Source organism: Pseudomonas sp. H1_D05 (assembly GCF_054682705.1).
On sequence record NZ_CP162825.1, the window covers coordinates 1301777 to 1325125 of the forward strand.

At 60.1% G+C, this 23349-nt stretch carries 16 protein-coding genes; 4 read left to right on the top strand and 12 right to left on the bottom strand.

Translation table 11 applies throughout. The annotated features are described in order from the left end of the window. Window positions 1-21: 21 nt before the first annotated feature. From purU to AB4O11_RS06015, 7 genes are all read right to left on the bottom strand, one after another. On the bottom strand, window positions 22-879 hold the full coding sequence (gene purU, locus AB4O11_RS05985; RefSeq protein ID WP_064589552.1) for a formyltetrahydrofolate deformylase: 858 nt from the start codon (window positions 877-879) through the stop codon (window positions 22-24). A gap of 217 nt (window positions 880-1096) precedes the next feature. Then, on the bottom strand, window positions 1097-1729 hold the full coding sequence (locus AB4O11_RS05990) for a sarcosine oxidase subunit gamma (RefSeq protein WP_008086919.1): 633 nt from the start codon (window positions 1727-1729) through the stop codon (window positions 1097-1099). A gap of 132 nt (window positions 1730-1861) precedes the next feature. Next, entirely contained in the window at window positions 1862-4879 is a 3018-nt protein-coding gene (locus tag AB4O11_RS05995) for a sarcosine oxidase subunit alpha (RefSeq protein WP_460130342.1), read from the bottom strand. Next, window positions 4876-5205 (bottom strand): sarcosine oxidase subunit delta, encoded by a 330-nt coding sequence (locus tag AB4O11_RS06000; RefSeq protein WP_007913119.1) that lies wholly within the window; start codon window positions 5203-5205, stop codon window positions 4876-4878. The genes AB4O11_RS05995 and AB4O11_RS06000 overlap by 4 nt, the downstream gene beginning before the upstream one ends. Before the next feature lie 14 nt (window positions 5206-5219). Beyond that, window positions 5220-6470 carry a sarcosine oxidase subunit beta gene (locus AB4O11_RS06005; protein ID WP_034155011.1) on the bottom strand — a complete coding sequence of 417 codons (1251 nt, stop codon included), beginning with the start codon at window positions 6468-6470 and terminating at the stop codon, window positions 5220-5222. Window positions 6471-6490: 20 nt separating this feature from the next. Beyond that, window positions 6491-7744 (bottom strand): serine hydroxymethyltransferase, encoded by a 1254-nt coding sequence (gene glyA / locus AB4O11_RS06010; RefSeq protein WP_460089128.1) that lies wholly within the window; start codon window positions 7742-7744, stop codon window positions 6491-6493. A 284-nt stretch (window positions 7745-8028) separates the two neighbouring features. Next, window positions 8029-8739, bottom strand: coding sequence for a TraX family protein (locus AB4O11_RS06015; protein WP_116254355.1), 711 nt, complete (start codon window positions 8737-8739; stop codon window positions 8029-8031). Between the two features lie 126 nt (window positions 8740-8865). Between AB4O11_RS06015 and AB4O11_RS06020 the strand changes: the two genes are divergently transcribed. The 3 genes from AB4O11_RS06020 to AB4O11_RS06030 all read left to right on the top strand — a co-directional run bounded on the left by AB4O11_RS06020 (window position 8866) and on the right by AB4O11_RS06030 (window position 11730). Next, window positions 8866-9906 (top strand): threonine aldolase family protein, encoded by a 1041-nt coding sequence (locus tag AB4O11_RS06020; RefSeq protein ID WP_093429910.1) that lies wholly within the window; start codon window positions 8866-8868, stop codon window positions 9904-9906. 314 nt (window positions 9907-10220) lie between these two features. Continuing rightward, the gene (locus AB4O11_RS06025) at window positions 10221-10754 is read left to right on the top strand and encodes an REP-associated tyrosine transposase (RefSeq protein WP_093429909.1); all 534 of its coding nucleotides are present in this window, start codon (window positions 10221-10223) and stop codon (window positions 10752-10754) included. A 151-nt stretch (window positions 10755-10905) separates the two neighbouring features. Then, window positions 10906-11730: an SDR family oxidoreductase gene (locus AB4O11_RS06030; protein WP_099757370.1), complete on the top strand. Its 825-nt coding sequence runs from the start codon at window positions 10906-10908 to the stop codon at window positions 11728-11730. A 180-nt stretch (window positions 11731-11910) separates the two neighbouring features. Here AB4O11_RS06030 and gbcB read toward each other — a convergent pair whose 3' ends face one another. Continuing rightward, window positions 11911-13011 carry a glycine-betaine demethylase subunit GbcB gene (gbcB, locus tag AB4O11_RS06035; protein WP_093429907.1) on the bottom strand — a complete coding sequence of 367 codons (1101 nt, stop codon included), beginning with the start codon at window positions 13009-13011 and terminating at the stop codon, window positions 11911-11913. Window positions 13012-13308: 297 nt separating this feature from the next. On the opposite strand from gbcB, the gene gbcA reads away from it, so the two are divergent. Beyond that, the gene (gbcA, locus tag AB4O11_RS06040) at window positions 13309-14604 is read left to right on the top strand and encodes a glycine-betaine demethylase subunit GbcA (RefSeq protein ID WP_093429906.1); all 1296 of its coding nucleotides are present in this window, start codon (window positions 13309-13311) and stop codon (window positions 14602-14604) included. Window positions 14605-14700: 96 nt separating this feature from the next. Here gbcA and AB4O11_RS06045 read toward each other — a convergent pair whose 3' ends face one another. From AB4O11_RS06045 to etfB, 4 genes are all read right to left on the bottom strand, one after another. Continuing rightward, on the bottom strand, window positions 14701-15945 hold the full coding sequence (locus tag AB4O11_RS06045) for a metallophosphoesterase family protein (RefSeq protein ID WP_093429905.1): 1245 nt from the start codon (window positions 15943-15945) through the stop codon (window positions 14701-14703). A 24-nt stretch (window positions 15946-15969) separates the two neighbouring features. Continuing rightward, complete coding sequence (locus tag AB4O11_RS06050) at window positions 15970-17838, bottom strand: c-type cytochrome (RefSeq protein WP_460089132.1); 1869 nt, start codon at window positions 17836-17838, stop codon at window positions 15970-15972. 136 nt (window positions 17839-17974) lie between these two features. Next, a complete protein-coding gene (locus AB4O11_RS06055; RefSeq protein WP_460130343.1) occupies window positions 17975-21427 on the bottom strand; it encodes an alpha/beta fold hydrolase in 3453 nt (1150 codons plus the stop codon). Between the two features lie 1144 nt (window positions 21428-22571). Beyond that, window positions 22572-23342: an electron transfer flavoprotein subunit beta gene (etfB, locus tag AB4O11_RS06060; RefSeq protein ID WP_116254351.1), complete on the bottom strand. Its 771-nt coding sequence runs from the start codon at window positions 23340-23342 to the stop codon at window positions 22572-22574. Window positions 23343-23349 lie beyond the last annotated feature (7 nt).

The window sequence follows — 23349 nt, forward strand, 5'->3', positions numbered from 1 at the left end:
GAGCCTGCTCGCGAAAGCGATCTAAAGAACGACGGTTCTATTGGCGTTCAAAAACACCCGTCTCTCAATGTGATACCCAACGGCCCGCGCCAGTGTCAGTCCTTCAATATCCCGCCCCTTGGCAATCAGATCCTCAGGGTAATGACTGTGATCCACCGCCTCGACGCCCTGGGCAATGATCGGCCCTTCGTCGAGATCGTTATTGATGTAATGCGCCGTCGCGCCAACCAGTTTCACGCCCTTGTTGTAGGCCTGGTGATACGGCTTGGCGCCCTTGAAACCCGGCAGCAGCGAGTGATGAATGTTGATCGCCTTACCATCGAGCTTGCGGCACAACTCCGGCGACAGCACCTGCATATAGCGGGCGAGGATCACCAGTTCAGCGCCGGACTCTTCGATCACCTGCCACACCTGACGTTCCTGCGACGGTTTGTCGTTGGGGTCGAGGGGGAAATGGTAGTAGGGAATCTGGTGCCAGTCGGCCAATGGCTTGAGATCCGGATGGTTGGACACCACCGCCGCCACATCCATCGACAACTGGCCGATGCGCTGGCGGTAGAGCAAGTCGTTGAGGCAGTGATCGGCCTTGGAGACCATGATCACCACTTTCGGCCGGTAGTTCGGCGCGGTCAGTTCGAAGACCATGCCGAAGGCCTGACCACGTTCGGCTAAACCCGCGCGGAAGGATTGCTCGTCGAAACCGTCGGGTTGACGGAATTCCACGCGAATGAAGAATCGCCCGGAGAGGCGGTCATCGAACGAGTGGTGCTCGGTGACGTAGCAGCCCTGCTCGAACAGAAAACGCGTCACCGCGTCCACCGTGCCGAGGACGCTGGGGCAGTCGGCGGTCAGAATCCATGTGTCTGGGGCGCGGCTCATGGTGCGGTGACTCCTGTTCTTGTGCGGGGTGTCAGGTTTTCCCTCACCCTAGCCCTCTCCCAGAGGGAGAGGGGACTGACCGAGGTGTTCTTTCGAGCTACGCCGACCTGAAATATCGCGGGTGAATATAGATCACAAAAACACCCGAAATCGGCTCCCTTCCCCCTCTCCCCCCCCTGGGGGAGAGGGCTGGGGTGAGGGGGTGGCTTTTGATCTTTCAGGCCTGAACGCTCAACCCGTACTCAGCCGAAGCATCCTGCAACCACAACCACCAGTAATCCGAAAAACTGCGACGAATCAGCAATTCCCAGGTGTCTTCGGCCGTGTGGCGAATCATCAACTGCGACTTGGCAAACACCGTGCCGACCGCTTTACCCACCGGGAAATTGTTCGGGTGCACGTCGTAGCTGGTGGACTTCATCAGCACCTGACGCACGTTCGGCCCGCTCAGTTCGAGCACTTGCTGGCCGCCGCTGACATTGACGATCGCGATGTGCAGATCGCCCAGGGCTTCACGCAGTTTCTGTTCGGCGGCGAATTCCTCACCGCTTGGCACGATCAGCAGCCACTCGTCCGGGCCCATCCATTGCAGGCTGGTTTCACCTTTGACGATCACGCTCAGAGCGCCGGGCAGTTCGATACCCAGGGCCTTGTGCACACCGGCGGCGAACGCGGCATCGTGGCCATCGCCACGAATGGTCAGGTGACCGAGGAGTTTCTTTTCCCGCACGATCACGCCGGCGTTCTTGCGGCCCTTGCCGACCAGGCTGGCGAGGTCGGCATGGTGCAGCGACGACTCGGCCTTGGCCCCGGTGGTCGGGCGTTGTTGGTAAACATTGGCTGTGGTCATAAAGCACCTTCCTGAATTCTTGATCGTTCCCACGCTCTGCGTGGGAATGCCGCCATGGACGCTCTGCGTCCGCTCTTGGGACGCGGAGCGTCCCGGGATGCATTCCCACGCAGAGCGTGGGAACGATCAGTGTCAAATGTTCTGGCGATCACCCTTCGGATCGAAGAACACCGAAGAAACAATCTCCGCCTCGATCACGCTGCCATCGGCCAGCGGTGCAAACACCCGCTCACCCATGCGCTTCAGACCGCCCTTGACCACACCCATGGCAAACGAATAACCGAGGGAGTTGTGCGCGTAACTGGAGGTCACGTGACCGACCATGGTCATCGGGATCGCCTGCTTGGTGTTGAACACCAGTTGCGCACCTTCCGGCAGCCACACGTTCGGATCGATCGGTTTCAAGCCGACCAACTGCTTACGCTGATCCTTCACACAGTCTTCACGGTTCATCCCACGCTGGCCGATCCACGAGAACGGTTTGGTGCGACCGACACACCAGCCCATATTCAAGTCGTCCGGAGTCATCGAGCCGTCAGTGTCCTGGCCAACGATGATGAAACCCTTCTCGGCACGCAGGACGTGCATGGTTTCAGTGCCGTACGGGGTCAGGTTGTACTGCTTGCCGGCCTCGACGATTTTCTCCAGCACGCCCATCGCATAGTCGGCCTGCACGTTGACTTCGTACGACAGCTCACCGGTGAACGAGATGCGGAACACCCGCGCCGGCACGCCGCCGACCAGACCTTCTTTCCAGGTCATGAACGGGAACGCTTCGTTGCTCAGATCAATGTCGGTCACGGCGCTGAGCAGCTTGCGGCTGTTCGGCCCGGACAGGGTCATGGTCGCCCAGTGGTCAGTCACGGAGGTGAAGTAAACCTTCATGTCCGGCCATTCGGTCTGGTGGTACAGCTCCAGCCACTGCAGCACGCGCGCCGCGCCGCCGGTGGTGGTGGTCATGACGAAATGGTTGTCCGCCAGGCACGCCGTGACACCGTCGTCGAAGACCATGCCGTCTTCTTTGCACATCAAACCGTAGCGCGCCTTGCCCACGTCGAGTTTGGTCCAGGCGTTGGTGTACACGCGGTTGAGGAACTCGCGGGCATCCGGGCCTTGAATGTCGATCTTGCCGAGGGTCGAGGCGTCGAGCAGGCCGACGCTGTCGCGCACGGCTTTGCATTCGCGCTTCACGGCGGCATGCAGGTCTTCACCGTTTTTCGGGAAGTACCATGGACGCTTCCACTGACCGACGTCTTCAAACTCGGCACCGTTCTTCACATGCCAGGCATGCAGCGCGGTGTGACGAACCGGTTCGAAGATGTGCCCGCAATGACGACCGGCCACGGCGCCGAAAGTCACCGGCGTGTAGTTCGGACGGAACATGGTGGTGCCCATCTGCGGGATGGTCACGTTCAGCGAGCGGGCCGCGATGGCCAGACCGTTGACATTGCCGAGCTTGCCCTGATCAGTGCCGAAGCCCAGTGCGGTGTAGCGTTTAACGTGCTCGACCGACTCGAAACCTTCGCGGGTTGCCAGTTCGATGGCGGCGGCGGTCACGTCGTTTTGCAGGTCGACGAATTGCTTCGGCGCCCGTGCGGTGTTCTTTTCATGCGGCACTTGGAACAGCGCCAGCGTCGGCTCTTCGAGACGACTCAGGGCTTTTGGCAGCACGCCTTCGACGGTTTGGAAACCGGCTTCAGCGGCAGCGCGCACGCCACCTTCAAAACCGTCAGCCAGCGAATCGCCGAGACCGTACACGCCGTTGATGCCACCAACGCACACGCGCTTCTGCGGTGCTTCGCCCGGTACGAAACCGAGGATGTCTTCACGCCAGGTCGGCTTGCCACCGAGGTGCGAGGCCAAGTGAACGACCGGGCTGTAACCGCCGGAACTGGCGATCACATCGCAGTCGAGCCATTCGCCCGGGCTGGTCACGGCGTGCGCTTTGACATCGATCGCGGCAATACGAGCAGCGGTGACGCGCTTGCTGCCACGGGCTTCGATCACGGCGCTGCCGGTGAGGATGCGGATGCCTTTGGCGCGCGCTTCTTCTACCAGCGCACCACGCGGATTGCTGCGCGCATCGGCGATGGCCACCACTTGCAGACTGGCGTCGAGCCAATCCAGAGCAACGCGGTAGGCGTGATCGTTGTTGGTGCTGAGGACAAGCTTCTTGCCCGGTGCCACACCGTAGCGACGCACGTAAGTCGACACCGCACCGGCAAGCATGTTGCCCGGCACGTCGTTGTTGCCGTAAACCAGCGGACGTTCGCAAGCACCGGTCGCCAGCACGACACGCTTGGCGCGGACACGGTGAATACGCTGACGCACCTGACCGATTGGCGCACGGTCACCGAGGTGATCGGTGAGGCGTTCGTGAATGGTCAGAAAGTTGTGGTCGTGGTAACCGTTGACCGTGGCGCGCGGCAACAGCAGCACGTCCGGGGTGTTCTTCAGTTCAGTGATGACGCTGGCTACCCAGTCCATCGCCGGTTTGCCGTCGAGGCTTTCGCGGGAATCGAGCAGGCTGCCACCGAACTCTTCCTGCTCATCGGCAAGAATCACTCGGGCACCGCTGCGCGCAGCGGCCGGGGCAGCGGCGAGACCGGCCGGGCCAGCGCCGACGATCAGCACGTCGCAATGCTGGTTCATGTAATCGTAGGTGTCCGGATCGACTTCGGTCGGCGAACGGCCCAGACCGGCAGCCTTACGAATGTACTTCTCGTAGGTCATCCAGAACGATTGCGGGTACATAAAGGTTTTGTAGTAGAAGCCCGGCGGCATCAGCTTGCCGCCGACCTTGCCGAGAATACCCATCATGTCGTTGTTGACGCTCGGCCAGCCGTTGGTGCTGGTCGCAACCAGACCTTGATACAGCGCCTGTTGCGTGGCGCGCACGTTGGGAATCTGCGTGGCTTCGGTAGCACCGATCTGCAGCACCGCGTTCGGCTCTTCGGCACCGGCGGCGAAGATCCCGCGAGGACGCGAATACTTGAAGCTGCGGCCAATGATGTCGACGCCGTTGGCGATCAGTGCGGCGGCCAGCGAGTCACCCTCGAAGCCTTTGTAGCTCTGACCGTTGAAGGTGAAGCTCAGCACTTTGTTGCGGTCGATCCGTCCACCGTTGGACAGGCGATTGGTCTGGCTCATACCTTCTCTCCCAGCGCCGTCGTGGCTGTTTTCGCCGAATCAGCCTTGTCGGTGAATTGCGGCTTGGTGCCGATCTTGTAGGTTTCGAGAATCTCGTAGGTCACGGTGTCGCGGGTGACGTTGAAGTACTGGCGGCAACCGGCAACGTGATCCCACAGTTCGTGGTGCAGACCGCGCGGGTTATCGCGGAAGAACATGTAGTCGCCCCACTCCTCGTCGGTGCACGCGCCAGGGTCGAGCGGGCGCGGAATGTGCGCCTGACCGGATGCGTGGAATTCCTCTTCGGAGCGCAGTTCGCCGCAGTGAGGACAGAAGATATGCAACATGGGGATTTCTCCTGTTAGTGGGCGACGGCAGCAGCGCCGTGTTCGTCGATGAGTGCGCCGTTGTGGAAACGGTCGATGGAAAACGGGGCGGCCAACGGGTGCATTTCACCCTTGGCCAGACTCGCGGCAAACACGTTGCCCGAGCCAGGTGTGGCCTTGAAGCCGCCGGTGCCCCAACCGCAGTTGAAGAACATGTTCGGGACCGGGGTTTTCGAAATGATCGGGCAAGCGTCCGGCGTGGTGTCGACGATGCCGCCCCACTGCCGGTTCATGCGTACCCGCGACAGCACCGGGAACATCTCGACGATGGCCTGGATGGTGTGCTCGATCACCGGATACGAACCGCGCTGGCCGTAGCCGTTGTAGCCGTCGATACCGGCGCCGATCACCAGATCGCCCTTGTCAGACTGGCTGATGTAACCGTGCACCGCGTTGGACATGATCACGCTGTCGATAATCGGCTTGATCGGCTCGGACACCAGCGCTTGCAGCGGGTGGGATTCGATCGGCAGACGGAAACCGGCGAGTTTGGCCATGTGCCCGGAGTTACCGGCCGTGACCACACCGACGCGCTTGGCGCCAATGAAGCCCTTGTTGGTTTCCACACCGATGCACACGCCGTTTTCCTTGCGGAAGCCGATCACTTCGGTCTGCTGGATCAAGTCGACACCGAGGGCGTCAGCGGCACGGGCAAAGCCCCAGGCCACGGCATCGTGACGGGCAACGCCGCCGCGACGCTGAACAGTCGCGCCCAACACTGGGTAGCGAGTGTTTTTCGAGCAGTCGAGGTACGGAATCTCGTCAGCGACTTGCTTGGCGTTGAGCAGTTCGCCATCGACGCCATTGAGGCGGTTGGCGCTGACCCGACGCTCGGAATCACGGATGTCCTGCAGGGTGTGGCACAGGTTGTAGACGCCACGCTGGGAGAACATCACGTTGTAGTTGAGATCCTGTGACAGGCCTTCCCACAGTTTCATTGCGTGTTCGTAGAGGTGCGCCGACTCGTCCCACAGGTAGTTGGACCGCACGATGGTGGTGTTGCGCGCGGTGTTACCGCCGCCCAGCCAGCCTTTCTCGACCACGGCGACGTTGGTGATGCCGTGCTCTTTGGCCAGATAGTAAGCAGTCGCCAGACCGTGCCCGCCGCCGCCGACGATGACCACGTCGTAGACCTTCTTCGGCGTTGGCGTGCGCCACATGCGCTGCCAGTTTTCGTGGTGGCTGAGGGAGTGTTTGAAGAGGCCGAAGCCCGAATAGCGTTGCATAGTCATTTACTCCAGAACGCTCAGCGGTAAACCGGGAAGTCAGCGCACAGGGCCGACACTTGCTGGGCAACATTGGCCTCGACATCGGCATCACCGAGGTTGTCGAGGATGTCGCAAATCCAGCCAGCCAACACTTCGCACTGGGTCACCTTGAAGCCGCGAGTTGTGACGGCCGGGGTGCCGATGCGCAGGCCCGAGGTCACGAACGGCGATTGCGGGTCGTTCGGCACGGCATTCTTGTTGACGGTGATGTGCGCGCGCCCGAGGGCGGCGTCGGCGTCTTTGCCGGTCAGGCCCTGACGGATCAGGCTGACCAGGAACAAGTGGTTGTCGGTGCCGCCGGACACTACATCGTAGCCACGCTTGATAAACACGCTGGCCATCGCCTGAGCGTTGTCGATCACCTGTTGCTGATACGCCTTGAAGCCTGGCTCCAGCGCTTCCTTGAAGCACACGGCTTTACCGGCGATGACGTGCATCAGCGGGCCGCCCTGGGCGCCGGGGAACACGGCAGCATTGAGCTTCTTCTCGATCTCTTCGTTGGACTTGGCCAGGATCAAGCCGCCACGTGGACCGCGCAGGGTTTTGTGCGTGGTAGTGGTGACCACGTCGGCGTACGGCAGCGGGTTCGGGTACAGACCGGCGGCGACCAGACCGGCGACGTGAGCCATGTCGACAAACAGCAGCGCACCGACCTTGTCAGCGATCTGACGGAAGCGCGGGAAGTCGAGGGTCTTGGAGTACGCGGAGAACCCGGCGACGATCATCTTCGGCTTGCACTCGACGGCCAGACGCTCGACTTCGTCGTAATCGATCAGCCCGGTGTCGGTGTTGATACCGTACTGCACGGCGTTGTAGAGCTTGCCCGAAGACGACACTTTGGCGCCGTGGGTCAGGTGCCCGCCGTGGGCCAGGCTCATGCCGAGGATGGTGTCGCCCGGCTGGATCAGCGCCAGGTAAACGGCGCTGTTGGCCGAAGAACCGGAGTGCGGCTGGACGTTGGCGTAATCGGCGCCGAACAGTTGCTTGGCGCGTTCGATGGCCAGCGCTTCGACTTTATCCACATGCTCGCAGCCACCGTAGTAGCGCTTGCCCGGATAACCTTCGGCGTATTTGTTGGTCAGGCCGCTGCCTTGCGCTTCCATCACGCGTTTGCTGGTGTAGTTCTCCGACGCGATCAGCTCGATGTGATCTTCCTGACGTTGCTCCTCGGCATTCATCGCCGCCAGCAGTGCATCGTCGTAACCCTGGATCTGGTCTTGCTTGCTGAACATCGCGTCTCTCCCAGCGGCATCTGTGCGCCATTCGTCTCGGTAAGGCACTGGCATTGAAGGCAGTGCCCTTTGATGCCGATGGTATGACCGGCGCAGACAGCTCAAATGCCTGCGCGCGCCACGCAAAGGTGCGTTTACGACATGGCTGGAAATGCCCTGACAGACACAGTCCTCAATATGACGAAGAACCCTGTGGGAGCGAGCTTGCTCGCGAAGAGGCCGTGTCAGTCAACATCAATGCTGGCTGACACACCGCTTTCGCGAGCAAGCTCGCTCCCACAGGGTTATGTAAAGAGTTGGCGGACGGCGAGTAGCAGGAGGAAATGCGCGGGATACAGGGCGTACGCCCAGCGCCGCATCGGCGGTGGCTGGAGATGTCGCACATGTCGCAACAGGAACAGCCCGAGCACTGGCGCAAACAGACAAATGGCAATCCCGAGGATGGCGACGCTACTGCCGAACCTCGCCGAGTCGTACAGGACTTGCCATTGGTTGGCCGCCAGACACACCAACCCCGGCAGCAGGCTGAAATACCACGGCCGGCGAAACACCAGCAGCAACGCCAGCGGCAACAGAATCCCGAACAAACCAAACATCAGTCGTTCCGGAAACATGGCGGCCAGCACCAGCGCAGCAACACCCAGCAATCGCGACATGCTCGAGGGATCCTGCCACCCCCGCGCCACCAGCAAGCCCAACGCCAGCGTCGGCATCACGTTCAACGTATCGGGCTCAGGAATGTACAGCCGATAGGGAATCTCACTGACTGCACTGAACAGCATCAACCAGCCCAGATAGCGCCATTCCATCCTCCGCGACCCGTCGCGCGCCAGATTCGCCGCCATCGCCAGGCAAAACCACGGAAACGCGAGCCGCCCAGGCACATACAGCCAATCGGCGGAGAACCCGGCATATCGCAGGTGATCGAGCAACATGCACAGCAGCGCCAGCCACTTGAGCAGATCCAGTGCGCCGTCGCGTTTGCTCAGGTGCATAATCGTCCTACAAACTGGTAATTTCCTGAACGTGACATCCCGTGTGCTCCCCGGAAGATCTTCGGTAAAGTGCGCACCCTCATTGACCACGAGCCTTCACAAGAGTCTCGACCACGGAAGCCGGCCATGACCGACAAGAGCCAACAATTCGCCAGCGACAACTATTCCGGAATCTGCCCTGAAGCCTGGGCTGCGATGGAACAGGCCAACCACGGCCACCAGCGCGCGTATGGCGACGATGAATGGACCGCACGCGCGGCCGACCATTTCCGCCAATTGTTTGAAACCGACTGCGAAGTGTTCTTCGCCTTCAACGGCACCGCCGCCAACTCGCTGGCCCTGTCGTCGCTGTGCCAGAGTTACCACAGCGTGATCTGCTCGGAAACCGCCCACGTCGAAACCGACGAATGCGGCGCCCCGGAATTCTTCTCCAACGGCTCGAAACTGCTGATCGCTGGCACCGAAAACGGCAAGATCACCCCGCAATCGATCCGCGAAGTCGCGCTCAAGCGCCAGGACATTCACTACCCGAAACCGCGTGTGGTCACCCTGACCCAAGCCACTGAAGTCGGCAGCGTCTACACCCCGGAAGAAGTCCGCGCCATCAGCGCCACCTGCAAAGAGCTGGGTCTGCACCTGCACATGGACGGCGCGCGTTTCTCCAACGCCTGCGCGTTCCTCGGCTGCTCGCCGGCGGATCTGACCTGGAAGGCCGGTGTCGATGTGCTGTGCTTTGGCGGCACCAAGAACGGCATGGCCGTGGGTGAAGCGATCCTGTTCTTCAACCACAAACTCGCCGAAGATTTCGATTACCGCTGCAAACAAGCCGGGCAACTGGCGTCGAAAATGCGTTTCCTCTCGGCACCCTGGGTCGGCATTCTCGAAAACGGCGCCTGGCTGAAATACGCCCGCCACGCCAACCACTGCGCGCAATTGCTGGCAGAGCTGGTCAGCGACATTCCAGGCGTCGAATTGATGTTCCCGGTGCAGGCCAACGGCGTGTTCCTGCAACTGTCGGAACCGGCGATTGCCGCGCTGACCGCAAAAAACTGGCGCTTCTACACCTTCATCGGCAAGGGCGGCGCGCGCTTCATGTGCTCCTGGGACACCGAAGAAGAACGCGTCCGCGAACTGGCTCGCGACATCCGCGAAGTCATGTCCGCCTGACCTGACTCCCGCACACTGATCGTTCCCACGCTCCGCGTGGGAATGCAGCCGTGGACGCTCCGCGTTCCAGCCTCACCACTGTCGACATGCTTAACACCGCTATGACGCGGAGCGTCGACGGCTGCATTCCCACGCAGAGCGTGGGGACGATCTTCGATCGGGAATGATTTTTCCCACCGCAACACCAGACTTCTCTTCTAGCGAGAACATGCCACCCGACTCATCCTGATCGTTCCCACGCTCCGCGTGGTAACGCATCCCGGGACGCTCCGCGTTCCATCTCCAATGCACCGCAAGATTCAAGGAAGAATCCCATGGGCCGCAGCCGCTACACCCTTACCGAAACCGACAAGCCACATTTTCTGACCTGCACGGTCATGGAGTGGTTGCCGCTGTTTATCCGTCCCTACATCGTCGACCACCTGCTCAACTGCTGGCGTTATCAACAGACCCACCATGACTTGAAGCTGTACGGCTACGTGATTCTGGAAAACCATCTTCACTTCGTCGCCCAAGCACCCGACCTGAGCAAATGCCTCAGTCAGTTCAAGTCATTCACCGCTCGAAAGATTATTGATGATCTGCAAAGCAAAGGTGCAGACAAAGCCCTGCAACGTCTGCGCTTTAGCAAACGTGCGCACAAGCAAGACCGGGTTTACCAGTTGTGGCAAGAAGGCTCCCACGCAGAGATGGTTTATAGCGAATCGGTGATGCGCCAGAAGCTTGAATACATCCACAACAACCCAGTGAAACGCGGATATGTGGATTTGCCAGAACAATGGCGTTATTCGAGTGCCAGGAACTACGCGGGAATGCCGGGGCTGATCGAGGTTCAGTGCTGGTATTAAAATGGGACGCGGAGCGTCCCGGGCTGCATTCCCACGCAGAGCGTGGGAACGATCAACTCGCCCACTCAGCCCTCCTCGTTCGCACCTGAAGACTTGGTCTACATTGTCTGTCGAACCCTCCGCTCACATAACAATAAGCAGGAGCATCGGCATGTCGTTACAAGGCAAAACCCTGTTCATCACCGGCGCCAGCCGTGGCATTGGCCGCGAGATTGCGCTACGGGCCGCGAGGGACGGGGCCAATATCGTGATTGCGGCGAAGAGCGCCGAACCCCACGCCAAACTGCCCGGCACCATCCACAGCGTCGCCGCCGAAGTCGAAGCGGCGGGTGGCAAGGCTTTAGCCCTGCAAGTCGATGTGCGTGATGAAGACGCCGTACGCCAGGCACTGGCTCAGGCCAACGATCATTTCGGCGGCATCGATGCACTGGTGAACAACGCCGGGGCGATCAAACTCACCGGTGTGCAACACATCGAGCTCAAACGCTTCGACCTGATGCACCAGATCAACACCCGCGCCGTGCTGCTGTGCAGCCAGGCCGCCCTGCCTTATCTGAAGAAATCTGCCGGGCACATTCTCAACCTGTCGCCCCCGCTGAATCTGGCAAGCAAGTGGTTTGCCCAGTTCAGCCCTTACACCGTGACCAAATACGGCATGAGCATGCTGACGATCGGGATGAGCGAGGAATTTGCCAGTTACGGGATCAGTGTCAATTCGTTGTGGCCGCAGACGATGATTGCGACGGCGGCGATTGAATTTCAGTTGGGTAATCGGGAGTCGTTCAAGCAGGCGCGAACGCCAGCGATCATGGCGGATGCGGCGCATGTGATTCTGGATAGCAGCGGGCGGCAGATTACCGGGCGGTTGTTGATTGATGAGGAGATTTTGCGGGAGAGCGGCGTTGGCGAATTTGAGCATTACCGGTTTGAACCGGGGAGTAATGCGGCGTTGATGACGGATTTGTTTATCGACTGAAAAGCCCCTCACCCTAGCCCTCTCCCAGAGGGAGAGGGGACTGACCGTGGTGTTTATCAGAGTTACGCCGACGTGAAATACCGAGCCGAACTCACATTTTGAAAAGCCCAAAAATCGGCTCCCTCTCCCTCGGGAGAGGGCTGGGGTGAGGGGCAAGCCGTGCGCAAAAATTCGAACCACTCAAAAATCGATTCGCACATCCCCTTTAGGCACACTGCAGCACGACAAGATAAACCCTTCAGCCTCGTCATCCTCGGTAATCCCGCCGTTGTGCTCCATCTCCACCTCGCCGCCCAGCTTCATCACCTTGCACGTGCCGCAAATCCCCATCCCGCACGCCTTCGGAATCATCAAGCCAAGCTTGGCCGCCGCCGCATGCACCGTCTCACCCGGTGCCACACGAATGCTCTTGCCAGACGAAGTGAATTCGACCTGATGCAGATCCGCTGCATCGATTTCCGGCGCATCGGCTGCCTGTTCGGCTTGCTCGACCGCATCGGCACGAGCTTCCGGTGGCGTAGCACCGAAGGATTCCTCGTGATAACGCGACATGTCGTAACCGGCCACTTCCAGCAGGCGCTTGACCGCGTTCATGTACGGCGTCGGGCCGCAGCAGAATACTTCGCGCTCAAGGAAGTCGGGAACCATCAGCTCGAGCATCTTGTGATTGAGGTAGCCGCGATACCCGGCCCACGGCTCACCCAAGCCATGCTTCTCGCAAATCAGGTGCAGGCTGAAGTTGTCGATCCGCGACGCCATGTGTTCCAGCTCGCGGTGGTAAATGATGTCTTTCGGCGAGCGCGCGCTGTGGATAAAGGTCATGTCGACGTTGGCGTTGGTGTCGTAGAACCAGCGCGCCATCGACATGCACGGCGTGATCCCGACGCCGCCGCTGAGGTACAGCACTTTCGGGCTCGGGAAGTCGATGGCATTGAACAGCCCGACCGGCCCGTGCACCGCCAGCTCTTGCCCCTCATGCAGCGTGTCGTGCAACCAGTTGGAGACCTTGCCGCCCGGCACACGTTTGATCGTTACCGAAAAGCTGTACGGCACCGACGGCGAACTGGAGATCGTGTACGAGCGCATGATCGGCTGGCCTTCGATTTCCAGCTCCAGGGTCACGAACTGCCCGGGCTTGAAGAAGAACAGGATCGGCTGGTCGGCCATAAAGCAGAAGGTGCGCACGTCCCAGGTTTCCTGGATGACTTTGACGCAACGGACGATGTGTCGGCCATTGGCCCAGGTCTGGGTGGTGACCGGATTCAGGAAGCTGTTGGACATGCTGTTCTCCACGGCCGACTGTCGGCCTCATGTCGGCGATTCTGCGTATAGCGTGAACCGTCCGTTTACCTATCCGCGACATCGGCATACTTATCGCGACCAGCCCCCAACCACCGGGGGTTGCGCGTCGGGAACAGATTGCACCATGTCGCCCATGGATAAGGTTCCGCCCCGCGCCGGCCCCACACTCGCCCCAACACCAATACAGATTCTTTACACCTTGCGTAGCAACCGTTAGCAGCACACCTGATCAGCCACTTTTCGCCGGCCACGCAGATGGCCATGAGGATCACATCGATGGACGTCACCGCAAAAATCAGCCTGGGCGATCCGCTGGAACCCGCACGCAAGGCCACCGCACAAATGCTGCAAGAGCGCGAGCGCACCTTTTCACTGCCACAGCCGTTCTATAGCGATGAACGGCTGTTCGATATCGACATGCAGGAGATCTTCCAGAAAGAGTGGTTGATCGCTGGTATGACCTGCGAGATCCCGGCCAAGGGCAACTACCTGACCCTGCAGGTCGGCAAAAACCCGATCATCGTCATCCGTGGCGCCGAAGGCGTGGTGCACGCGTTCCATAACGTCTGCCGCCACCGTGGCTCGCGCCTGTGCACCAGCGAAAAAGGCAAGGTTGCCAAACTGGTCTGCCACTACCACCAGTGGACGTACGAGCTGGACGGTCGCCTGCTGTTCGCCGGCACCGAGATGGGCGCCGACTTCGACATGAAGCAGTACGGCCTCAAACCGGTGAACGTGAAGACTGCCGGCGGCTACATCTTCATCAGCCTGGCCGAGAACCCGCCGGCCATTGATGACTTCCTGTCGACGCTGAACCATTACATGGAACCGTACGACATGGAGAACACCAAGGTGGCGATCACCACCACCTTGATGGAAAAGGCCAACTGGAAACTGGTGCTGGAAAACAACCGCGAGTGCTACCACTGCAACGCGTCGCACCCGGAACTGCTGAAAACCTTGCTGGAGTGGGACGACGTCACCGACCCGCGCGCCGATCAGGCGTTCAAGGATCACGTTGCTGCGTCCGCTGCTGCCTGGGAAGCCGAGAAGATTCCTTACGCCCACGCCAGTTTCGGCCTGCGTAACCGTATCGTGCGCATGCCGCTGCTCAAGGGCACCGTGTCGATGACCCTCGACGGCAAGCAGGGCTGCGCGAAACTGATGGGCCGGATCAAGAACCCGGATTTGGGTTCGATGCGCATCCTGCACCTGCCGCACTCTTGGAACCACTGCATGGGCGATCACATCATCGTCTTCACCGTGTGGCCGATCAGCGCGCAGGAAACCATGGTCACCACCAAGTGGATCGTGCACAAAGATGCAGTGGAAGGCGTGGATTACGACGTCGACCGTATGCGCCAGGTGTGGGACGCGACCAACGATCAGGACCGTCGTCTGGCGGAAGAGAACCAGCGCGGGATCAACTCCACCGCCTATCAGCCAGGGCCTTACTCCAAGACTTATGAGTTTGGCGTGGTCAACTTCGTTGATTGGTACAGCGAGCGCTTGCTGAGCAACCTCGGCGCCGAGCCGGCGCCATACCTCAAAGGCGTGCCTGTCCAAGGCTAAAAGCAAAAGCTTCGCGAGCAGGCTCACTCCTACAGGGGAACGCATTCCAATTGTAGGAGTGAGCCTGCTCGCGATGGCGTCATTACAATCGCTGCATCACTTCGATGACCACCTCACCGATCCATCCTCACCAATAAACTCCTCAAATATCTCCTCCCCCACCAACCTGATTTTTGCGTACCCGTTCAACACCCGCAGCGGATATGCCGGGTCCTTGGCATCCTGCGTCTCCGACCACAACACCCGCGAATGCCCGTCCAGTTCACTGGCATTGCCATAGGGAATGGCCCCGTGCCCGGCACAACGCGCATGCAAACCGCCCTGCTGCGCGTACACGATGCCGTTGTGTAGATGCCCCCAATACCAGTAATCCGGCTCACGCCCCAGCGCATCGCACACCGGTTGATACAGCGCGGTCTTGTTGTGCCCGGAAATATCGAAGCCCTGATGATGGCTGAGCACCATGAGCTTTTTGCGTTTTGGCAGGCCTTTCATCCACGCGATCTGCGGCTCGTTCAAAGTGCCGTCCATGTACAAATTCATCGCATCAGACGCGTACGCAGAATCCAGCCCTACCACCAGCCAGTCATCGTTGATCAAGGCGAAGTAACTGGTGCCCTGCTGCCCCGGAAAACGCTTGGCCAGTTCCTTGAAGTAGCCGTGGGCGCCGCTGTACATCTCGTGGTTGGAATTGAGGGTAAACGAGCCATGCGTACCCATCGGCCAACCGGCCATGTCGACGTCTTCCTGGGAATGACTGCCGGCGTAATACACATCGCCCAAATGAATGGTGAAATCGGCCTGGGCCAGTTGCATCTGATTGGCCACCGACACCGCCGGCGCATGACTGTCGAACGGCCCGGTGCCCCAGTCGCCGGCAATCGCCAGGGTCACGTCGCGATCCATTTGCACCACCGCCGGGTCAGTACCGAAGGTCGCGTGATGGCGCAGGTTTTCGATCCACTTCAGCAGCGCCTCGCTCCACAGCAAATCCAGCAGTTCCCACTTGCGACAGCCGAGCAGGCTGCCGTCCTTGAGCACCCGGGTCGCCAGTTGATCGGTGGACTGCGGCAACGGTGCGGCGTTGCCGATGCGCAGGATCGACAGACCGTGGGACAGCTCCCAGGGTACGCTCGGTTCGTCGTCCGGCAACTCGCCGTTCTTCAGCACGTACTGCGCCTGATCATGTCCGCGTTGCAGCAGCTTGATGATCGCCTGAAACTCCTGCGGCTCCAGCTCGCTGATGAGTTTCATCCAGGCCATTTCCATGCGCGTGAACAAGCCGTGAATGCGCACTTTGACCTTGTCGTACTCGTGTTCCCAATGACTGACCAGTGACATGGCGTAATCCTCTTTCCGTAAGGTTCACAGGGTTTTCATGAATTCGATCAAGGCACGCTTGTCGTCGTCCGACAGCGTCGTGCCGTACAGGTGACCGCTGTTGTGGTTGCCCTCCAGCCGCGTGTCGTATTTGAAGTCCGCCGAGGCTTTGGCCTGAGCGCCGCTGGTGACGAAACCGACGTTGACCGGGTCGTAAATATCCGAGCCGGTGATGAACACCTGCGGACGTTTTTCCGGCGGTTGCAGCAAGTCCCACAGGGTCGGCACCGAGCCGTTGTGCAGGTACGGTGCGCGCAACCAGACGCCGTCGGTGGGCGTATTGCTGTAGCTCTGGGTCTTGCGGTAGGCGCCGAAATCGAACGGCGGTTTTTTGAAGGTGTGGAACGCGGCGACCAGCCCCGTGGTGAACGAGTCGAGCCGGTGCGGATCAGTGCCGAGCTGATCGATGTTGGTCGTGACCTGCCCGGTATCGGCGCGCCCGAAGTCATGACAAGCCGCGCAGTTGGCCTCCCAGATCGGTTTGCCCTGGGCGACCTTGGCCTGATCCAGCGCCCACGGCCACGCCGGCGCCTTGTGCCCGAGCAGCCAGTTGGTCACGCGGTTGAAGCTCGGCGGCAACACCGATTCTGGCGTTGCGCCTACGGCCATCGCGGCGGCGTAGTTGCGTTCGTGGATCTTGTTGTTATTGCCGTCCCAGTGCAGGTACATCGATTCGCGTGGTTTCTGATTCCACACTTGCGGCAGGTCGACGGTGCCGATCGTCGAGTCATCCGGGAAGCCAAACACCACCATTTTCGTCGGGTTGAAGGTGTCGGTGCGCCCCGGGCCTTGTTGCGGACGCAGCTTCTGCCAGGCGTAGGCCTGTTTCTGCTTGAGCAATGCGCTTTTGGCCATCGGCATGATCAGGTAGCGGTTGTAGAGCTTCTCGAAGAAGCCCAACTGAAACTTGCTGTTGATCGCCGCCATCACCGCGTCGGTGGTGAATTTCGGATCGCTGGCGCAATCGTAAGCGAACCACTGGAAGGCTTGCAGTTGCAGGGTGTTGGCCGGCGCGCTGGGCACATTGACGGCGACGTCGCTGGCATTGGCGCGGTAGGAGCCGGTGTGGCACAGCGCGCAGTTCGGCTCTACCGTCGGGTAACCGATCTGCCGCTTGGCCATGCCGATCGGCAGGTCCTTGCCGTTTTCAAAGAGGAAGCCGAAAACCTCCCAGCCACCGGGTTTGGGCATTTTCTCCGGGCACATCTGCGGCAGCACGGCGAACAGGTAATACGGGATGCGCGCTTCGATGCCGAGGCCGATGGCAGCGTACTTGTAGTGGTCTTCGTCGGAGGCGTATTCCTGCTCCGGCACCACTCGCAGCATCTGATACCAAGTCTCGTAACCGATGAAACCGAGCACCGCGACGACAAACAGCGTGCCTACCTTGAAGGCGTGACTCTGCCATTGCCGCTGCCACGCCGCGCGCCACTCGCGCCAGCCATCGCAAAGCAATGCCCAAGGGCGATTCTCCGGCGCGGTGCCGAGGTAGAGCAGAATGCCGAGGATCAGAAAGAAGCTCAGATCGCCCATCAACATCGGCACGAATACCGAGCCTTGAGAGCTGGTGTTGATCAGGTAAATCCAGAAAATCACCGCGATCAATCGCGTCAGCACACACAACCAGGAATGCACCACGTAACGCGGCGCGTTGAAACCCGACGGCATGTAAAACACGCTGATGCCGACCAGCAGCATCCCGGCGTTCTCCAGCCATGGGTCAGAGAGTTGCGGCGGCAGCCCGACCACCGATGTCAGCAACCCCGGCGCGAACAGCGCAGGGAGGGCGAACACCATGTTTATCGCAATGCCGATCCAGATGAAGCGTTGAAACCAGCGGATGTAGCTGTCCATGTCATCCATTTCCTTGTGCAGACCCAAGAGGTGTAGCGCCTGACCTACCGCTTTCGCGAGCAAGCTCGCTCCCACATTGGAATGCGTGCCCCTGTGGGAGCGAGCTTGCTCGCGAAGCATTCGACTCGGTCAATAGTCAACCGAGGGCTGTTTTCTCAAGGTGTTCAAGGATGATCGGATAGACATCGACCACCGCGTTCTTGCCGAACATGCAGTCGATGTGGCCATAGCCCGGCACCACTTGCCGGCTATAGCGCTCCGGCCCATGCATTTCGCACAAACGCTGATAGGTCTTGAGGGTGCTTTCCGGCAGGTAACACTGGTTGTCGGCACCGCTGATGAAGCAGATCGGCATGGTCAGGCGATCAAAGTGCGGCATGTACACATCGTTGCCTTTGAAATCCACCAGGTGCCCTTTGCGCACGATCAGCGCCAGGTGCTCGAAGGTCTCGATATTCGACTCGCCGAACAACTCGTGCAGGTTGTCGTGCAGGGTTTCGTTGAGGGTGTCGTGGCGATACAGCGACGCGTACATGAAGGTGATGCGGTGGCACACCGGGTTGGTGCAATAACCCTGCGCCTCGATCCGCGCATAGCCGTTGAGGGCCTTGTCGTAGAGTTTGTTGAACCAGTTTTCCTTGCTGTCGGCGTAAGCGGTCATCGACTTGATGCCGATCGCATCGAGCATCCCCGGCAGGTGCAATCCGGCCTTCAGCCCTGTGGCAGTGGCAACTACGGTGTCAGCGGCAATCTGCGAGCAGACCACCGAACGCACACCCTGCAAACCGGCGAGCAACGACATGAAGAAGGTCGTTGCGCCGTAGCAATGCACCACGCACTGCACGTCCTTGGCCTGGGTCTGCTGCTGAATCTGCGCGATGGCAGCCTTGAAATCGTATTGGGCAATCTGGTCGCCGTTCCATTCCTTCTTGCTCGCCGGCAGCAAAATGCTCACGCGGAAATCAAGCAACCACACGTCGTAATCGTGTTTGCACAGATATTCCAGCAGGTTGGTCTGGATGGTGTCGGTGGAAAAGATATTCGAGCCGACGCCCAAACCATGCACCAGCATCACCGGGCCTTTGCTCCCGGCCTGATACCGGGTCAGGCGCAACTCGACACCGTCCTCGGTGGGGAAGAAATGCACCGCTGGCGTCGGCGCATCCAGCGGTCGTTTCAGGCGTGGCGGTGCATCCGGGTTGAAGTAAATATCCCCGGCAAACACCCCGCCGTAACTTTCCCAGAGGATCCCGGCGAAGAACTTGCCGAACCGCGCCAGGCCTTCAATGCGCTCACGTTCGTTACGCGCGTTGAGGACTTTCATGGTGGTCATCTGCTTGGCGAAATCGGTCGGATGGATGTGCATCACCCCGGAACCGATCACTTCGCCGGTCTTGTCCGGCCCGCGATACAGCGTCACGTACAGCGTGCTGGTGTCGTGCCAGATATTCAGCACGCCGTTGTCTTCCGGCACGGTTTTGAAGGCGCTGAAGAAATAGTCGCTGCCGTCCTCGGCGGTCAGTTTCATGTCGTACTTCATGTGGCGCGTATCGACCTGTTGCTCGAATTGCTCGAACAGGTTGAACACGCCATTGCTGGCGGTCAGCGGTTGTGGCGACAGTGCCGGAGCATTCACCGTGCCGACAATGGTTGCCGCGTGCTCGGGCTCCTTGATCATGCGGTTGAGGTCGTTGGCGGTGATGGTCAGGGTGAAGTCGATCGGCGAATTGTCCGCCTCACCGCGTTTGGCCGCCGCTTCGTAGACTTTCAGATCAGTGCTTTGCGCCGCGGTGAAGGCGCGAGAGAAATAGCCTTTCATGGTTTCGGTGAACTGCACGCCGAGGGTTGGCGGCGCCACCTGTTTGCGCGGCGCCGAAGGCAGCGTGTAGTCGATCTGCCAGCCACGGTCGGCGGCGAGCAAGCCCATGTTGCGCTCACTCACCGCGGAGATGGTCAGCAGCGGATTGACCGCCAGCGACGTCGGAATCACCGCGCCGTCAGTCACGTACAAATTAGCGTAAACATCCGTGCCGCTGGCACCGCTGAACACCTGCCCCTTGTGATTGACCACGCCTTGCGCCGCGTCTTCGCCCATTACGCAACCGCCCAACGGGTGCACCGAGACGATGCTGTGCTTGAGCAGTTTGGTCCAGATCGGATTCTCCACCCACACGCCACCCAGTGCCTTGGTGCTCTGCTGCAAACGCTCGTTGCCGAGCTTGAAGTTCTCCTGCTCGCCAACGCCCGGCCAGTCGATACGCAGTTGATCCTTGTTGTCGAGGACCATCCGTCCCTGGCCGCTGTCGTGGCTCATGATCAGGTAAGTCTGCATGTTGTGCAGTGCGCCGTAATACGGGCCGCGCAGAAAGCTTTCCGCTTCACGCTCCTTGTATTTCACCTTGCCGCTGAAGCTGTCATCCGTGGCCACGCCAATCATCTCGGCAAACCCGGCCATGGCCGGCACCATCGGCCGGCCGAGCGCGCCGGGGATCGAGCCCTCCTCGATGACCATGCGGCTGCGCCAATCGCCCTCGGTGCGCATGTCGATCACCGAGGTGATGCACGGGCCGACCGGGTGCAGTTCCTTGGCCGGGTGCGCACCGAAACCGATGCCGTTGATGGTCTGCTCGCAGTTGTGGCCGAAGCCGAGGATGTCGCCGTTGCCGCTCATGTTCTCGCCGAGCTGGGCGGACATCACCACGCCTTTGTCGCGCGTGCGCAGAAGAATTTCCGTGGAGCCGAGGGTGCCGGCGGAGACCACGACGATGTCGGCCTTCACGAACAACGTCGGCGCGCTGAACATCTCCCGCCCGCTGTCGAGGTACTGGAAGTGCACGATCCAGCCTTCACCATCACGCTCCAGGTGCCGCACTTCGGCCTGACAGAAAATCTCCGCGCCGTGATTCCAGGCGTCCGGCAGATAGTTCATCAGCGTGGTGTTCTTGGCCTTGTTGTTACAGCCCGAAACGCAGTCGCCGCACTGGTTGCACGGCAGTTGCTCGACGCCGACATGGTTGAGGTTGTTCGGCAGCTTGTCGAAGGTCACGTTGATCGGCGGCTTGTAGAAGTGCGCGCCTTGCTTGAGGTAATCCGCGGATTTCTTGTTGGCGTCGAGTTTGGGCAGGTTCGGCGCAGTGTTCGGGTAAGGATTGGGTTTGAGCATTTCCCGGGCGCGGGCATAACCGTCCTTGAGCAGCGTATCGCGGTGTTCACGCACCGCTTGCGGCCAGCGCGGATCATCGAATACGCCCGGCTCCGGTTCGAGGGCCACGTTGGCATTGATCAGCGACGTGCCGCCGAGGCCGCAACCGACCACGACGTTCTGCTGGGCATTCACATGTAAATCGAACAGCCCGGTGCGCGAGCCGATATGGCCATCCGGGTCATGCACCTGCAGTTCCTCGGTGGCGGCGATCATGGTGTTGGGGTATTCGCCGGGCTGGATTTCCCGACCGCGTTCGAGCAGGCACACACGTTTGCCGGCACGGGACAGGCGCGAGGCAGCGATGCCGCCGCCGTAGCCTGAACCAATGACAATCACATCGTAGTGTTCCTTGATCTCGCTGATGGGCGTTGCGATCCGTGTCATGAGGTGGTTCCTCTAATCAGGCAGATGGGGGCAACTCTGCGGTTGCCTGCAATCGATGGGCGAACGGGCACCTGGCCACCGGATCAAGTCCGGCGACAGCACAGCGGTCTGGCGGGTGGGGCGCGCTACAGGCGAGCGTGCTGATTGGCGGCGCGCCGTAGCGTGCGCTTGCGTGGCGAGGGCGGGGGGCGGTGCGGCTGACTATCCATCATGCGTTCTCCCAGAACCTGATGTGGATAAGTGACGGCTGTCCTTGTGCCATTGCAGTGAAGACAGCGCAGGAATCGAAGTCAAGGCAACGTCTTAGAACTGTATGAAATGTGATCAATTGCCGTTTGGACTATGCCGGACGGGGCTTGCAAGGTTTGGCAAACAAGTTATCCACATAGCCACCCACAGCAAATGGGGGTAACTGTGGATGACTGGAAAAATAAACCGCTGATTTATGAAGAAAAATCGTGACTTATCCAGAAGGACGGTTTGCGAGACGCATTGGTTGTTTTTTGATCATAAGCTTGAAAGCCACGCCTTTCATGGCTTTCAGAGGATGGCAAACACGTTATCCACAGAAGCACCAACAGAGATCGGGGGTAACTTTGCCTGTGCTGTGGAAAAGTGTTCCTGACTGTGTGAAATCGGGGTTTACGTGGGAGTTTTGCGTAGAAAGAGATGATTTGATTATTTTTCGATCAATCCTTCCCAGGCCACGTTTTGTATGGGTCGCAGCGGATAGCGAACATCTTATCCACAGAAGCGCCAACAGAGATTGGGGGCAACTTGCTGAGTTATTCTGGCGAAAAAGCCCTGAAAATCCGTGACTTAGGCTGGTTGTTTTTTGATCGGAGGGCTGTAGGGCTTGATTGGCACGGGGTGCAGGGATGGGCGAACACGTTATCCACAGATCCGCCAACAGGGATTGTGGGTAAACCGCCTACCCTCATCGGAACGCCGCCCGCCCAACCCTCTCCCGGAGGGGGAGGGAGCCGACCGAATCGCCTATTTGAACTCCATCGACCTGAACGAACATTGCGATCTCAGGCTTGGCCAAGCCAAGGTCACCGCGCAGTCGCAGGTCGATGTAATTAGCCAATACCACTCGGTAGGTCCCCTCTCCCTCTGGGAGAGGGCTAGGGTGAGGGGCTTTTCAGCGGACAACGCCTTCTTCAATCAGCAACTTGAGGATCGCTTCAGCACCGGCCTGAGGGGTAACACCCTTGAGCACTTGCCCCCCGCCCCCACTGGCCTTGGCCGTCGCGGCTTTCATCCGGTCCGCCCCACTCTTGGCCTTGATCACCTTCAAGCGTTTCGGCCGTGGCTTGGCCGCTTGCAAAGTGCCGACCGCGAGCAACTCATCGTCCACCACCTCAACGTCTTCAGCCTGCAAAACCCCACGTCGCGCCGGTCCATAAGCACTCTGCCGAGGTTTCGGCGCGGCGTTATCCACAGTCGCCAGAAACGGCAGTTTCACTTTCAACCGGCGCCGTTGCCCGCGCGGCAACGCTTGCAGCACCAGTGCTGAACCGTCATTGATCGACTCGACCTGCGCCAGTCCCACCACCAGCGGCCAGCCCAGACCTTCCGCCAGCAAGAACGGCAACATCCCCGAACCTTCACCGGTCTCTGCCTGGCTGCCGGTCAGCACCACCTGCGCACCGGCATCACGCAGATACGCGGTCAGCGCCGGCAGCGCATCGGCACCAGCCGGTTGCTCCAGCACATGCATCTGCTCAAGACCCATGCCCAGATAAGCGCGCAACGCCGGCTCCGCAACGTCGCCGGCATGCAGCACTTGCAAGTTATCCCCAGCCAGTTGCAAACCCAGTTCCACGGCGCGCGCGTCCTGATCAGCGCGGCGTGGCCGCCCGGAAGTAGGGTGAGCGCCGATTGAAACCAGACTGATTACTTTCGTGTTCATAGCGTTT